Here is a 13,645-nt window from a genome sequence, read left to right on the forward strand (position 1 = left end):
GTAAATGTATCTAGGTAAATGTATTGTTCTGTGTGTTGCGATCGCCTACTTGCGCCCCCTTCACTTCTCCTTGGAAAACTGTATTATACTTAGATGCTGCCGGTTCTTCAGGTTTTCCCTGCTTCAGTAATTTCTCTGCCAACTCGATGATTTTATGATCCTGCTCTGCACTTAAATTAATTAACTCTTCTTTGAGTAATTCCTTAAATGCTGGTGATTCTAACTTTTTCTCGTACTTGTCTATAATATTACTATCATCTTCTTTACCCTGGTCAGCAAACCTCTTTTTAATTAAGGTTTTCAACCCTTCATAGGTATCTCTAACTGCTTTCTCTGCGGTATCTTTACTAGCAGCCACAGCACCGGCGCTTAAAGCGGCAATAATCATAGAAATAGGGTCCATATTTCATCCTTAATTTTTTTTTATGGGAGAAAATAGTTAATAATGGGGATAGGGAACAGGGAACAGGGAATAATGGGGAATGGGGAATAATGGGGAATGGGAAGAATGTCGGATATTAATGACTTTAAAGACTTAATGATTTGGCAAAAAGGGATGGATATTGCTGAAAGATGCTACTTCCTAACTAAACTTTTTCCCAAAGATGAGTCATATGCTATGGTTCAACAAATCAGAAGAAGTGCAGTATCTATTCCAGCTAATATAGCTGAAGGATATGGACGACGATATAAAGGAGAATATGTAAGATTTCTAAACATAGCGCAAGGGTCAGTTAATGAATTAGAAACTCACCTAATTTTATCAGAGCGGGTAGGATTATGCACAGAAAAAGATATAGAAATGATTCTTAACCTATTAAAAGAGGAAAGCCGAATGATTATTAGTCTTATTAAAAAACTCGAAAATTAAAATTTTTTCCACCTGTTCCCCATTCCCCATTCCTCATTCCCTATTCCGCATCTCCTATTCCTAATTCCTAATTCCTTCTTCCCTGTTCCCTGTTCCCCGTTCCCCATTCCCCATTCCTTCTTCCCTGTTCCCTGTTCCCTGTTCCCTGTTCCCTCAAGTAAAATTGGCAATGGATTTTTACCAAGTAATTCGTCCCGTATTATTTAATGTGATCAAGGCTGACCCAGAGTGGTTACATCAGCAAACTATTAGTACTTTAAACTGGCTCTCCCACACTCGCAACCCTTCTGCTCATTGGGTTAATCGACGTTTACAAAAGTCTTTATGTCTGCAAGACCCACGCTTAGAACAAAATTTATGGGGGCTAAGGTTTCCCAACCCTTTGGGGTTAGCAGCGGGTTTTGATAAGGATGGGGTGGGGGCAAAAATCTGGTCTAGTCTGGGTTTTGGTTTTGCAGAACTAGGAACTGTGACTTTTGTACCCCAACCAGGAAACCCCCGTCCGCGGTTATTTCGGTTACCATTGGATCAAGCTGCTCTCAATCGCATGGGTTTTAATAATAGTGGTGCTGCAGCAATGGCTACCAGACTCAGCACAGATTACCACGATTTAGGGCGAACAATTCCCATAGGGATAAATTTAGGTAAATCTAAGGTGACACCCCTAGAGGAAGCAGCGGAAGATTATTTACATAGTTTTCGCTTACTCAAGGACTTGGGTGATTATTTTGTGGTTAATGTTTCTTCTCCTAATACTCCAGGTCTGCGATCGCTCCAAGATGCTGCTATGCTGAGTACCATCTTGGATTTATTACAACAGGAAAACCAGACACAAAAGCAGGTTTTTGTCAAGATTGCCCCGGATTTAACCTGGGAGGCGATCGCAGACATTATCAGTTTAGCGAAAACTTACCAATTAGCTGGGATTATTGCCACTAATACTACCATTAGCCGGGATAGATTGAGAACTCAAGTAATTGAGCAAACAGGCAAATCACCCCAGGAGGAGCCTGGGGGAATTAGCGGTGCGCCGGTACGCGATCGCTCCACTGAGGTAATTAGGTATATTTGGCAGCAAACCCAAGGAACCATCCCTATTATTGGTGTCGGTGGCATTTTTACCCCCCAAGACGCTTGGGAAAAAATCACTGCAGGTGCTAGTTTAATTCAAGTATACACCGGTTGGATTTACCAAGGACCAATGATGGTGCGCCGTATTCTGGAAGGTTTGCTATTAGAACTGGAAAAACATCAGTTAAATTCCATCACCGAGGCTGTAGGTATCAACAATTGTGAATAACTAAACATCAATCATGTTTCACCTTCCTCTAGGGGAAAAAACTCCTTAGTTTTTTCTGAGTATTTCCAAGCAATACTATCAGGGTCTCTGTTGCGACTCCACTCCGAAAAGTCTGGATCATTACGCCGTTTATACACCGTGCTAGAATACACATTTAGTCGCTTGGCTAGTTCCGATTGGATGAGAGAACCAAACATTAACTGTTGTTCTAGTGAGCGCTTAACTGCTTGATGGGTTTGTGGTGGTGGTGCTTCAGTTTCTGATTCTAAATTTACTGGTGGGGTTGGTGGGGGGGCTAAAAGAGATAGGTTTCTTTGAGTGACTGAGGAAGGTGAAACTTGTGTAACCGGTTCGCTACTGTCCAGGATATCGCCGAGAATACTGGCGCTGATAAAGTAATAAACTTCACCGCCATCCTGTGAAGGCTGTATACTCGCACCGAACTCACTAGCTTTACCATCTAAATAGCGTTTTGCCGTTGTTCCGGAAAAATTACCCTTAATTGCTAAATCCATGGCGGTAATTTTGCCTTGGGTTTCCCAGAGCAACTCATTAAAAATGGGATTAACTTGCTCAGTCCACTTTTGCCATTGATATTCTTGCACAGCCCGGAAGCCAATGATTACCATTAACATAACCAGCAAAATTTTCCAGGTAGCAACCAGGAAAATAATTAAAAACGAGATTGGCAAAAGCAGAACGAGAAAACCTTTCCCGCTGCTGTCTATTATTTTTTCACTCATGCCGACCATTGCCAATTGAAGTTTGGGAAAATAATACTATCATCTTGGCAAAAAGTGTGACCTTTTTTTGTATCTTTTAGCAAAACTCCCGGTAATCGGCTGTGAAGGGAGGGGAAAAACTGCCTCCCCCCCTTAAATTACTGAAAATTTATGCTTGTAGCTGACAAAGCAATAAACCAAACCAGCCATCAGCATCAGTCCACCCCTGGATGGGTACTAAACCCCCGGCGGTGAGCTGTTCTTGCATCATGTTAAGATTAAACTTGCGGGAGATTTCTGTGAGGATAGTTTCCCCGGGAGCAAAATCAACGGTGAGGTTGAGGGCGCTTAATTCTACAGACTGCGATCGCAAAGAGCGTAAATGCATCTCAATTTGATTGTCAGCTTCATTGTAAAATGCCCAGTGTTCAAACTGGGTGGTGTCAAAATTCCCTTCAAACTGGTGATTTAAATGCTCTAACATATTCAGGTTAAAAGCTGCTGTCACACCTTGGGCATCATTATAAGCTGGTTCTACGATATGTTTGGGCTTTTGTAAATCTATACCCAGGAGAAAATAATCACCCACTTGTAAAGCGTTGGTAATTTGAGTAAAGAACACATCACATTCTTGGGGATTGAGATTACCTAAACTGCTACCGATAAAACTAATCATTCTGCTGAATAATTTTGTCGGCGATATTTGTGCTAATGCTAACTCATAGGTTGCCACTAGGGCATGAACTTTTAAACAGGGATAATCTGCTAATAGCTGTTTAGCACTGGTTTCTAATATCCCTGCACTGACATCAATGGGCATATACTGCAGGGGGTGGCCTAGTTGTGCGTAGGCATCTAAGATTATACGAGTTTTGGTGGAACTACCACTACCCAACTCTACCAATTCACAAGGGCCGGTTATCCTGGCAATTTCACCAGCATATTGCTGTAAAATTTTGGTTTCTGTACGTGTGACATAATATTCTGGTAACTCACAGATTTGTTCAAATAAATCAGAGCCACGGTCATCATAAAAATAACGAGCGGGAAGGGTTTTAGGTGTTTGAGTTAATCCCTTAATTACATCACTCCCAGCACTGGGAACAAATAGGGGGTTTTTGGGGATTAAATGCTCTATTTGTAAGCGCTCTTCAATACTATGTTCAGAAGTGAAGCTACTAGCAACCTGAGATATTGACATTCAACCTCCAACTTAATTCCTCATTGAGCATACGGAATAATGTGTATTTAAACACTAGATAAGTTAGGGTAAGCTTTACCCCACCCAATGAAACACATATTCATAGCCCATCACATCACGCCTGAGCTAGATTAATCAAGTTTTTTTCACGACTTTACTGATTTTATATAAAAAACGAATCGAGTTGAACTAAGTCAAGTTGAAATTTGTCAGATAAGTCAGTACAAACAGCTAAACTCAACATTAGACCCAACTAGTTTATGTAACATGAACCAGTTACCCCCGCAGGATTTGCTAGAGATTATTGATCAGCAACTACTACCTAGCTTAGAAATTGAAAGTGTGGACTCACGTAATCCCATCAAGGTCAGGTATCTACCACAACCCTGGCGGCTGATTGGCAAAGGGAATTATGCTGTAGTCGTTTATCATCCTCATCACCCAGATTTAGTGGTAAAAATTTATGCCCCTAATCGCCCAGGCTTTACAGAGGAAATAGAGGTCTATCGTCTTCTGGGTTCTCACCCGGCTTTCTCTGAGTGTTTATATGCTAAAGATAACTTTTTAGTTTTGAAACGGCTTTATGGCACAACTCTGTACGACTGTCTACACCAGGGATTATCTATTCCCAAACAAGTCATACGGGATATTGACCAGGCTCTTGAATATGCTCAAAGTCGTGGACTACGACCCCATGATGTCCACGGTCGTAATGTGATGATGTACCAGGGTAGAGGATTGGTAGTAGATATATCAGATTTCCTACATGAAGAACCCTGCTCAAAGTGGAATGACCTCAAAACGGCTTATTACTGGTTTTATCTCCCTGTGTTATCCCCATTACGACTGCATGTATCATACTCTACATTAGATATGATTCGTAAATCCTATCGTCTACTAAGTGCTGTGAGAAATTCCTGTCGTCAAGTACTCCTGAGATTACCTCAGTGGAAATTGTTCAAACCTTAACTAGTAGCACAGCGAAACCCAGCAAAAATTTGTCGTACATGGGGATGATACCAGTTACGAAAACTAGCACGTAGTCCCCAAGGGCGTGTAGCCCAACTCCCGCCTTTTAAAACCCGGTGCTGCTGGTCAAAATAAACCTGGGAGTAACCAATATAAGGGTAGCTCTGGAAACCATTGTAACCATCAAACCAAGTACTAGTCCACTCCCAGACATTACCGAGAGTGTCGTATAATCCATAACTACTTTTTCCCGCAGGGTAGTCATTGACTGGTGTCGTCTCACCAATGGAGCGATCGCAGTTACAATATTCAGATGTGGGGAATTTATTCCCCCAAGGATAAACGCGACTACAACCAGCTTTTGCATCCCAACTCGCCGCTTTTTCCCATTCAGCTTCTGTGGGGAGGCGTTTACCCACAAATCGTGAATAGGCTTCGGCTTCATACCAACTAACACCACAAACCGGATGATTGTCCCCATGGCGATCGCCACTCCAGTATAATGGCTGAATCACCTGCTGATTTTCCCGCCATTTCCACCCAGCGGCTGACCACCACCGAGAATCATCATAACCGCCGGCTGCCATAAATAAGCGATACTGTCCACAAGTCACCGGATAGCGGTCAATATAATAAGTATCTAAATATCTCTTATGGGCGGGGCGCTCATTATCCAGAGCATATACATCATCGCTTCCCTGTTCAAATTCACCAGCGGGGATGAGAATCATCTCAGTAATATTGCTGATTTCACCCCCAGAAATCATCTTTGTCATCTTCACTTTTTCCCGATTAATCAATTCCAGCACAAAGCTGATAATTTCACAGTGTTGGCTTTCATGCTGAATCAAAAAGCGCCAAAGACGTTCTTCTTTTTCAAGATCAATCACTTCCAGGCGTTGGAGAACCTGTTTTCTGACCGTTTCCAAGAAATAAAGGGTTTCCTGTATATGGGGTAACCGCACACGTTCTGATTTAGGTAAACCATCAGCTGCAAATAGTTTGCGGTATTGGGGGAAAGGACAAGGGAGACCCCCGCTATGTTCTAGTAACCATAAAGACTCAATAAAGCCAATATGCCCTAAGTGCCAACCCACAGGACTAAAATCAGGATGAGGTTGACTACAAAATGTCGATTCCTCCATACCCTCAAACAGGGTCTGGGTTTTAAGGCGACATTCCACCAAAGCGTTAAAAATAGCCTCTTTGAGACTAGATTGATTTAATCTGGATATCACGGTCTTCTCCCACACTGATAATGCTATTTTCTGGACAAGCAGTCCAATTACCAGTAAATAACGGTTCGGAGGCAATAATTACAGATTGGGGAAAATTTAGGTCATCTTTGAGCCAATAGAGAGATGGTGCGGGGGTACTGCTAGAAAAGCGCGAAGCAATCAAACGATGACCATCACTAAAGACTATGTTGGCGGAAACCGTTACTTGATGGAGTTTTGCCATTTCTAATAAGATGACTAAGGTACTGTGTAAAGCATCTTCTGGAAGTAGCTGTTGATTGATTTGACCTTGAGACAGTAGCAGGGCGAAAATATGCTCTGAGTCCGTACTACCATGAATGTGGTCGTAAAAATCAGGAGTTAATTGATTACGGATTTTTCGGTATACTGATTGACGAAAGTTCTCAATATATCCATTGTGAATAAATAGCTGTTGTTGGTGGTGGAAGGGCTGACAATTGGCAAAATCTAGGGCTTGTCCCGGTGTGGCGCTGCGAACATAACCTACTATACATTCAGATTCTACATAACGGCTCAGATGGGGCAGGTTTAAATCGTTCCAGATGGGTAGGGTATTTTTGTAGGTAAATGGGGCGGTATCTTTTTGGCGATGATACCAACCTATACCAAAGCCATCTGCATTCACTACCCCAGCAGTCATTTCTCGGGGTTGGTAACTCTGAACTATTAAGGAATGTTCCGGTTTATATAGTATGTCTTCTAGGGTGACGGGTTGACCCAGGTAGGCAAGTAAGCGGCACATAGGGGAATTTTACTCTATAATAGCTAATTTTGCTCTATTGTATCCCTTTGACTACCCTAGCTTCCAATGTCGCGAGCTAATTAAACGCCAAAGTTTACCAATCACAAGCACTATGGATGTGCCCACAACTACACGCACCCAGTCCATGAAAGATAAAGGTATTGTTCTGAAGATGCTACCACCAAACCGAATAATCAATATCTGCCCTACAAAAATAGTGATAGCGATCGCCTTGACCTATACCAAAATAATCACCCAGGTGGTCTTTATCAGCAAAGATGTTACTTCCGGTCAAGCCAAACATCTGGGCTTGGGTCAACAATTTAACAATAGTTTTGCGTTTTTTGCCAAATTGGGAACAGTCGTATTTATCAAACTTGACACTCCGTTAACCTAAAGGTACGGATATTATAGTTTCAACGATTACACACTATCTATGACAAAAGTCTGTTGAGGTTTCTGGGGTCAGGGTTAAACCGTGATAGACCTTTTCAATGGGGAAATTGAGGTTAATACTTTGGAGTTCGATAGTGTCACGTGCTTTGTAGTTGATAATCAACCAGTCTCCTGCATCATTTTTGTGATAAAGGTCAATTTCCATGCTGGTAGAACTGACTAGCAGATAATCTATTAAAGCCGGGTTTTGGCGGTACATTCGGAATTTACCGCCTCTGTCGTAGGTAGAATCTATAAACTTAAGTAATTTTACCTTAGAAGATATAAAAAATCTATACACACAACACACTACAGCCACTGGGCAAATCTTTACCCCCGAAGCTATTAACCACGCCTATCATTTAACCCAGGGTCAACCTTGGTTAGTTAATGCGATCGCCCGTCAAGTTACAGAGTATTTAGCGGAAGATGTAAATATCCCCATCACGGTAGATTTAATTGATCAAGCTAAAGATATTTTAATTGAAAGTCAAAACACCTATTTAAATATTTCAGATAATGTTTTAAAAGTGAGGAGGATTGCTAAGAGAACTGACGACTAATAGCGAATCCGTGGGTCAATATAGGCGTTGAGAATGTCAATTAATATGCTGGCGGTAACCACAATTGCCCCAAAAAATACTAATATTCCCTGGACTGTGGGATAATCACGGTCAGAAATAGCTTGATAGAGACGATTGGCTAAACCAGGCCAGGAAAATGTTACCTCAGTTAAAACCGCACCACCCAGGAGAGAGGCAAAAGTTAATCCTAACACTGTAATTACTGGGATGAGGGCATTTTTTAGGGCATGGGATACTAAAATCTTATTTTCATGAATTCCTCTGGCTCTAGCGGCTTCTACATAGTCTGCTTTGAGGGTTTGTTTAAGATTTACCCTGACAATGCGCTCAAAAATGCCACTGAGCAATATTCCTAGGGTCAGGCTCGGCAGGGTTAAATGGTGCAAAGATACCAATAACTGGGTAAAATTACCTGTGAGCAAACTATCAATGGTATATAGTCCAGTGATGGACACAGGAGCGGGAAGATTAGGGGGAAACCGGTTAGAAGTAGGAAACCAACGCAATTGTACAGAAAAAATCAACTGTAAAAGCATTCCCGCCCAAAACATGGGGATCGCGTAAGTAATAATACCGAATAAACGCCCGCCAATATCAAAATAAGTACCGGGACGAGAGGCAGCAACAGTACCGGCGACAATACCCACAATTACAGCTACTACCATACTGCATACCGCTAATTCTACAGTGGCTGGGAAATATTGCCCAATGATCTCCCATACATCCTGTCCCCGACTGGTTAAGGAGGTTCCTAAATCAAAGCGCAATAAGTTAATTAGATAATTACCATACTGGAGCCACAGGGGAAGATTTAAACCTAGTTGTTGGCGTAACTCTTCCTTAGCTGCTTCTGGCGCGCGCCCCCCCAGAATTGCATCTGCGGGGTCTCCCGGTGTAGCTCGCAGTAATAAAAATACGATAGTAATAATAGTTAACAGTTGCAGAGGCGCTAGAAGTAATCGAGAGGCAATGTAATATTGTAAAGCCTGAGAACGAGACATATTTTAATGTGTAATTTTTAAGAGAATATCTGATAGCTGGCATTGACCAGCTATATAAACTTGATATCAGCTAAAAGTCTTGTGGGGCGGGCAAAGGATGCCCACCCTACTAACAAATCGCCCTTCTACTGCTTGCTGATACTCCGATAAATTAAATTTTGGGTGGGGTCAAGTTGGACGTTGTTAACTCCGTTGTGAGCAAATATATAATCTTTGGTTTGCCACAGGGGAATGTAAGGAACATCTTTGGCGACTTGCTCTTGAATTTGTCGTAAAATTGCCTCACGCGCTGCGGGGTTTTGCTCTTGGCGTTGTCTTGCAATTAGTTTATTCATGGTTTCGCTGTAGTAAAATGAACCTTGACTTTGACTACCGCCATTTTGACACCCCTGAGACTGGGAGCCTTTTTGACAAGATAAGAATGGGTATACATAATTGTCTGGGTCTAAAAAGTCGGGATACCAGTCAAGTAAGGCCGCTGGATATAGACCCCTGGAAATGTCCTTAAAGAAGGTGGCGCTTTCCACATTATTAACTTCTATTTGTAGCAGTCCTCCCATTTCTCGATCAGCTAATGATTTAAGAGTTTGTGCGGCTAAACTGCGATTAGCTGAGGTGGAGGGATGCCAAATTTGAACTTTTGCTGGGTTTTCTGGGGAGAAGCCAGCTGCGGTTAATAATTCTTGAGCTTTTTGAAAGTTACCATCGCCATATTTTTCTTGAAATACTGGGTGGGAAACTTTAAAGGTGGTAGGAATTATGCTGTATAATGGACGGGCTTGACCAAGTAAAACTCTTTGGTTTAAAAGTTGACGGTCAATCATAGCCGCTATAGCGGCTCGCACTTCTGGTTGATCTAAGGGTGGCTGATTGCGGTTGAATACCATATAACTCACTACGCTACCCTCAGCAGTAATATTTTGCCAATCGCCTTTTTCTCCTGCTGCTTCTAAGCTGCGAATTTGCTCTGGTTGTAGGGATAGATAGGCTATATCTACTGTACGTGTACGGAAAGCATTAAATAAATTTACTGGGCTAGTCTGGATTTGGACGTTAACGCCCTGATTGGCTGGTTTTTCCCCCCAGTATTTCTCAAATACATCTAATCTCAGTGAATCTGTGCCATATTGGGCTAACTTATATGGGCCAGTCCCTACAAAGATATTGGGCTGAAATTTACCCGCCCCAATTTCGTAAGCCTTGGGTGATACTGCACACAACCCAGAAAATGCTAAGAGTGAGGGAAAGGCTGCAAATGGTCTTTTGAGCTTAATAGTTAACTTATAATCATCTGTCGCTTTTACTGATTGTACTGTATCAGATAGTAAAAAAGATGGCTTACCTTTATTCTCCATAAATCGCCTCATACTAAACTCCATAGCTTGGGCGTTGAACAGAGTATCATCGTGAAAAACCACTCCCTGACGTAAGGGAATGGTATAAGTTAAACCATCAGGGCTAACTTGGGGTAATGCTGTCGCTAATTGGGGTTTAATTTCTGTGTTACCTGGTTCATAAGTGTACAGGCGATCGCTCATATTGAACACCAAACCCAAGGAAGCCAACTCGTAGGTATCCGCGGGGTCGAGGGTTCTGGGTTTGAGAGTTGTACCGACAGTAATCCGACCGTCACCTGTAGCAGGGGGTAAAGTCCCTGTCTGCTGGACAGGAGCGCAACTGACAACCAAAAGTAGACAAAGAGAAAACCATGATAAAAATTTTGTGATGGCGCTCCATCGTCTCACGGTCAAGGAAAACCAGATCATACTATTGTGATTTTTCCACTTAGCGGTTAACTATCATACTATGATACATAGGCTAAATATTTAACTATTCGCAACATAGTTAGTCCGTGCAGTTTCAAGAGTCTCAATTACACGCTTGCAAACAAGGGCACCAATTAGTTACACTTTTTAAAACATTCTCATTTTTTGCTTGGCAATTGCTCAGACGCTCAAAAGGTGACTGACTTAAGGGCGGGATTTCCTGATTTACCAACGTTTTACAGGCGTTTGGCTGGTTACTCAAACACCAGTGAGGAATTTTCCACAAAGAAAATCTCTCGAAAGTCATACAGGCGATCGCCTACTCTGTAGAGTCAAGTTCCCCAGAGTCCGACAATATTGCCAAACTAGCCATAGTGTCTGAGGTAGTCCTAAACCGACTATTTTATAGACAAAAATATACTTATGTTGACAAGCATTGACATAAGTGAGTTAAGAAAATCGCCCACTTGATATATAATCCTACGATATCAAGTATTGAATTAAGACTATTGCCAAGGCGAAAACCAAGCAATGATAGCGGTAGTCTTTCTTGTAAATCTCAACTTGAGAAATATCGCGTCTGGCTAAGGCGTGCAAGTCTACTGAGGGATAACCGCTCCCATGCTCCCGTTGAAGTAGAAAGTAAAGTCTAGCTTTGTCTAGGCTTTATATAGCAGACTGGCAATAAAAAAAACTCAAAGAGTTGGCTGAATGGCGGTAAAACAGCGACATAGGAGGATTAACCCCACCTAAGCCACTGCAAACCTTAAACGGTTCCGTCCCTCAGAACCTCAGTAAGAAAATTCCTTTGTAAACATAATTCATCGAGGAGGAGCGTAGTCGATGGGACTACCCTGGTACCGAGTACATACAGTCGTTCTGAATGATCCAGGACGGTTGATTTCTGTACACTTGATGCACACAGCCCTAGTTGCAGGCTGGGCTGGTTCAATGGCATTGTACGAACTAGCTGTTTATGACCCCAGTGATGCAGTTCTTAACCCGATGTGGCGTCAAGGTATGTTTGTACTACCTTTCATGGCACGTTTAGGCGTTACCGAATCTTGGGGTGGTTGGAGCGTCACCGGTGGACCTGCAAGTGACCCTGGTTTCTGGTCTTTTGAAGGTGTAGCTGCGGCTCACATCGTCCTTTCCGGTTTATTGTTCCTAGCAGCCGTTTGGCACTGGGTTTACTGGGATTTGGAACTCTTTAGAGATCCTCGCACTGGTGAACCTGCTTTAGATTTGCCAAAAATGTTTGGCATTCACTTGTTCTTATCCGGTCTACTTTGTTTTGGTTTTGGTGCTTTTCACCTCACCGGACTATTTGGCCCTGGTATGTGGGTTTCTGACGCCTACGGAATCACTGGTAGTATTCAGCCAGTAGCGCCAGAATGGGGTCCGGCAGGTTTCGACCCATTTAACCCTGGTGGCGTTGTGGCTCACCATATCGCCGCAGGGGTTGTTGGTATTATTGCGGGTTTATTCCACCTGACAGTTAGACCCCCCGAACGGCTATACAAAGCCCTACGGATGGGGAACATTGAAACCGTACTTTCTAGCAGTATTGCGGCGGTGTTCTTCGCAGCATTTATAGTTGCGGGGACTATGTGGTATGGTAACGCTACCACCCCTATTGAACTGTTTGGACCTACTCGTTATCAGTGGGATCAAAACTACTTCACTCAGGAAATTGAGCGTCGCGTACAAAGCAGTTTGGCTGAAGGCGCTACCCTCTCAGAAGCTTGGGGAGCAATTCCTGAAAAACTGGCTTTCTATGATTATGTGGGTAATAGCCCAGCTAAAGGTGGTCTATTCCGTACAGGGCCAATGGTTAAGGGTGATGGTATCGCCCAATCTTGGCAAGGTCACGCGGTATTCAAAGATGGTGAAGGTCGGGAATTGACCGTGCGTCGTCTACCCAACTTCTTTGAAACCTTCCCAGTGATATTGACTGATGCTGATGGAGTCATCCGCGCTGATATTCCTTTCCGTCGGGCAGAATCCAAATATAGCTTTGAACAAACTGGTGTTACCGTTAGCTTCTATGGCGGTGACCTAGATGGTCAAACCTTTACAGATCCAGCTGATGTGAAGAAGTACGCCCGTAAGGCTCAAGGTGGCGAAATCTTTGATTTTGACCGGGAAACCTTGAACTCAGACGGTGTATTCCGTACCAGCCCCAGGGGTTGGTTTACCTTCGGACACGCTGTATTTGCTCTCCTGTTCTTCTTTGGTCATCTCTGGCACGGTTCTCGGACAATCTACCGAGACGTATTTGCCGGTGTTGATGCTGACCTGGAAGAACAAGTTGAATGGGGTCTGTTCCAGAAAGTGGGTGACAAGACCACCCGTGTACGTAAGGAAGCGTAAGCAATTCGTTTGACTTCCGGGTAATTAGGGACTGGGGAAGGGGTTTTCTCCTAACCCCCTGTCCCACCACCTACCCCTAAAAAAGACGCTTGATGGCTGGCAATTAGCCCCAAAATTCGTCAAATAACAATAAACCATGATTACTAACTAATTAATGACGCAGGAGCTTTTAAGATGGAAAGCGTTGCATATATCTTGATTTTGGCTTTGGCTATAGGAGTTCTTTTCTTTGCGATCGCATTCCGCGAACCCCCCCGCATCGAAAAGAAAGAAGAAAAATAAACCGCTCTTACCGGAATGTTAAGGGCATTTAAATCTTATTATTCGCCGAGTACACCATTGTGCTCGGCGGCTGTGTCATTTTGTCAATACCCAGGCAGTGTTAAATCACCATAAAAAAATCATTGCTGTCATAAAATAAT

General features: G+C 42.9%; 14 protein-coding genes and 1 pseudogene. 7 read left to right on the top strand and 8 right to left on the bottom strand.

What is annotated here, in order from left to right; genetic code table 11:
- Positions 1-10: 10 nt before the first annotated feature.
- Positions 11-403, bottom strand: coding sequence for a hypothetical protein (locus tag PN447_RS07945; protein WP_271762183.1), 393 nt, complete (start codon positions 401-403; stop codon positions 11-13).
- A 105-nt stretch (positions 404-508) separates the two neighbouring features.
- On the opposite strand from PN447_RS07945, the gene PN447_RS07950 reads away from it, so the two are divergent.
- Positions 509-871 carry a four helix bundle protein gene (locus PN447_RS07950; protein WP_271762185.1) on the top strand — a complete coding sequence of 121 codons (363 nt, stop codon included), beginning with the start codon at positions 509-511 and terminating at the stop codon, positions 869-871.
- Between the two features lie 169 nt (positions 872-1,040).
- Positions 1,041-2,171 carry a quinone-dependent dihydroorotate dehydrogenase gene (locus tag PN447_RS07955; RefSeq protein ID WP_271762187.1) on the top strand — a complete coding sequence of 377 codons (1,131 nt, stop codon included), beginning with the start codon at positions 1,041-1,043 and terminating at the stop codon, positions 2,169-2,171.
- An 11-nt stretch (positions 2,172-2,182) separates the two neighbouring features.
- On the opposite strand, the gene PN447_RS07960 is transcribed toward PN447_RS07955, so the two are convergent.
- Positions 2,183-2,914, bottom strand: a complete 732-nt coding sequence (locus PN447_RS07960; RefSeq protein WP_271762189.1) for a hypothetical protein — start codon at positions 2,912-2,914, stop codon at positions 2,183-2,185.
- A 148-nt stretch (positions 2,915-3,062) separates the two neighbouring features.
- Complete coding sequence (egtD, locus tag PN447_RS07965; protein WP_271762191.1) at positions 3,063-4,094, bottom strand: L-histidine N(alpha)-methyltransferase; 1,032 nt, start codon at positions 4,092-4,094, stop codon at positions 3,063-3,065.
- Between the two features lie 267 nt (positions 4,095-4,361).
- Between egtD and PN447_RS07970 the strand changes: the two genes are divergently transcribed.
- Positions 4,362-5,063, top strand: a complete 702-nt coding sequence (locus tag PN447_RS07970; RefSeq protein ID WP_271762193.1) for a serine/threonine protein kinase — start codon at positions 4,362-4,364, stop codon at positions 5,061-5,063.
- Here PN447_RS07970 and egtB read toward each other — a convergent pair.
- Positions 5,060-6,301 (bottom strand): ergothioneine biosynthesis protein EgtB, encoded by a 1,242-nt coding sequence (egtB, locus tag PN447_RS07975; protein WP_271762194.1) that lies wholly within the window; start codon positions 6,299-6,301, stop codon positions 5,060-5,062. The two genes, PN447_RS07970 and egtB, sit on opposite strands and share 4 nt — an antisense overlap.
- Entirely contained in the window at positions 6,276-7,064 is a 789-nt protein-coding gene (gene egtC / locus PN447_RS07980; RefSeq protein ID WP_271762195.1) for an ergothioneine biosynthesis protein EgtC, read from the bottom strand. Before egtC ends, egtB begins: the two co-directional genes overlap by 26 nt.
- A 112-nt stretch (positions 7,065-7,176) precedes the next feature.
- Between egtC and PN447_RS07985 the strand changes: the two genes are divergently transcribed.
- Positions 7,177-7,461: a hypothetical protein gene (locus tag PN447_RS07985; RefSeq protein WP_271762197.1), complete on the top strand. Its 285-nt coding sequence runs from the start codon at positions 7,177-7,179 to the stop codon at positions 7,459-7,461.
- A gap of 33 nt (positions 7,462-7,494) precedes the next feature.
- Here PN447_RS07985 and PN447_RS07990 read toward each other — a convergent pair.
- The 3 genes and pseudogenes from PN447_RS07990 to PN447_RS08000 form a co-directional block, all read right to left on the bottom strand.
- Positions 7,495-7,746: pseudogene (locus tag PN447_RS07990) on the bottom strand (Uma2 family endonuclease); the annotation flags it as partial.
- Between the two features lie 312 nt (positions 7,747-8,058).
- Positions 8,059-9,084: an ABC transporter permease gene (locus PN447_RS07995; RefSeq protein WP_271762201.1), complete on the bottom strand. Its 1,026-nt coding sequence runs from the start codon at positions 9,082-9,084 to the stop codon at positions 8,059-8,061.
- 125 nt (positions 9,085-9,209) lie between these two features.
- The gene (locus PN447_RS08000; RefSeq protein WP_271762202.1) at positions 9,210-10,850 is read right to left on the bottom strand and encodes an ABC transporter substrate-binding protein; all 1,641 of its coding nucleotides are present in this window, start codon (positions 10,848-10,850) and stop codon (positions 9,210-9,212) included.
- A gap of 195 nt (positions 10,851-11,045) precedes the next feature.
- Between PN447_RS08000 and PN447_RS08005 the strand changes: the two genes are divergently transcribed.
- The 3 genes from PN447_RS08005 (at position 11,046) to PN447_RS08015 (ending at position 13,505) form a co-directional block, all read left to right on the top strand.
- Entirely contained in the window at positions 11,046-11,180 is a 135-nt protein-coding gene (locus PN447_RS08005; protein ID WP_271762203.1) for a hypothetical protein, read from the top strand.
- Positions 11,181-11,693: 513 nt separating this feature from the next.
- Positions 11,694-13,223: a photosystem II chlorophyll-binding protein CP47 gene (gene psbB, locus PN447_RS08010; protein ID WP_271733947.1), complete on the top strand. Its 1,530-nt coding sequence runs from the start codon at positions 11,694-11,696 to the stop codon at positions 13,221-13,223.
- Positions 13,224-13,397: 174 nt separating this feature from the next.
- Positions 13,398-13,505: a photosystem II reaction center protein T gene (locus PN447_RS08015; protein WP_089093525.1), complete on the top strand. Its 108-nt coding sequence runs from the start codon at positions 13,398-13,400 to the stop codon at positions 13,503-13,505.
- Positions 13,506-13,645: the final 140 nt, after the last annotated feature.

It is taken from the genome of Anabaena sp. CS-542/02 (assembly GCF_028331085.1).
In the GTDB taxonomy this organism is placed as follows: Bacteria; Cyanobacteriota; Cyanobacteriia; order Cyanobacteriales; family Nostocaceae; genus Anabaenopsis; species Anabaenopsis arnoldii.

What these genes read in the sequence shown, in the direction of transcription:
- PN447_RS07950 (WP_271762185.1), top strand. Translation starts at nt 509, where the DNA reads ATGTCGGATATTAATGACTTTAAAGACTTAATGATTTGGCAAAAAGGG.
- PN447_RS07960 (WP_271762189.1), bottom strand. Translation starts at nt 2,914, where the DNA reads ATGAGTGAAAAAATAATAGACAGCAGCGGGAAAGGTTTTCTCGTTCTG.
- PN447_RS07945 (WP_271762183.1), bottom strand. Translation starts at nt 403, where the DNA reads ATGGACCCTATTTCTATGATTATTGCCGCTTTAAGCGCCGGTGCTGTG.
- egtD (WP_271762191.1), bottom strand. Translation starts at nt 4,094, where the DNA reads ATGTCAATATCTCAGGTTGCTAGTAGCTTCACTTCTGAACATAGTATT.
- PN447_RS07955 (WP_271762187.1), top strand. Translation starts at nt 1,041, where the DNA reads ATGGATTTTTACCAAGTAATTCGTCCCGTATTATTTAATGTGATCAAG.
- egtC (WP_271762195.1), bottom strand. Translation starts at nt 7,064, where the DNA reads ATGTGCCGCTTACTTGCCTACCTGGGTCAACCCGTCACCCTAGAAGAC.
- PN447_RS08000 (WP_271762202.1), bottom strand. Translation starts at nt 10,850, where the DNA reads ATGATCTGGTTTTCCTTGACCGTGAGACGATGGAGCGCCATCACAAAA.
- PN447_RS07985 (WP_271762197.1), top strand. Translation starts at nt 7,177, where the DNA reads ATGGATGTGCCCACAACTACACGCACCCAGTCCATGAAAGATAAAGGT.
- psbB (WP_271733947.1), top strand. Translation starts at nt 11,694, where the DNA reads ATGGGACTACCCTGGTACCGAGTACATACAGTCGTTCTGAATGATCCA.
- PN447_RS07995 (WP_271762201.1), bottom strand. Translation starts at nt 9,084, where the DNA reads ATGTCTCGTTCTCAGGCTTTACAATATTACATTGCCTCTCGATTACTT.
- PN447_RS08015 (WP_089093525.1), top strand. Translation starts at nt 13,398, where the DNA reads ATGGAAAGCGTTGCATATATCTTGATTTTGGCTTTGGCTATAGGAGTT.
- PN447_RS07970 (WP_271762193.1), top strand. Translation starts at nt 4,362, where the DNA reads ATGAACCAGTTACCCCCGCAGGATTTGCTAGAGATTATTGATCAGCAA.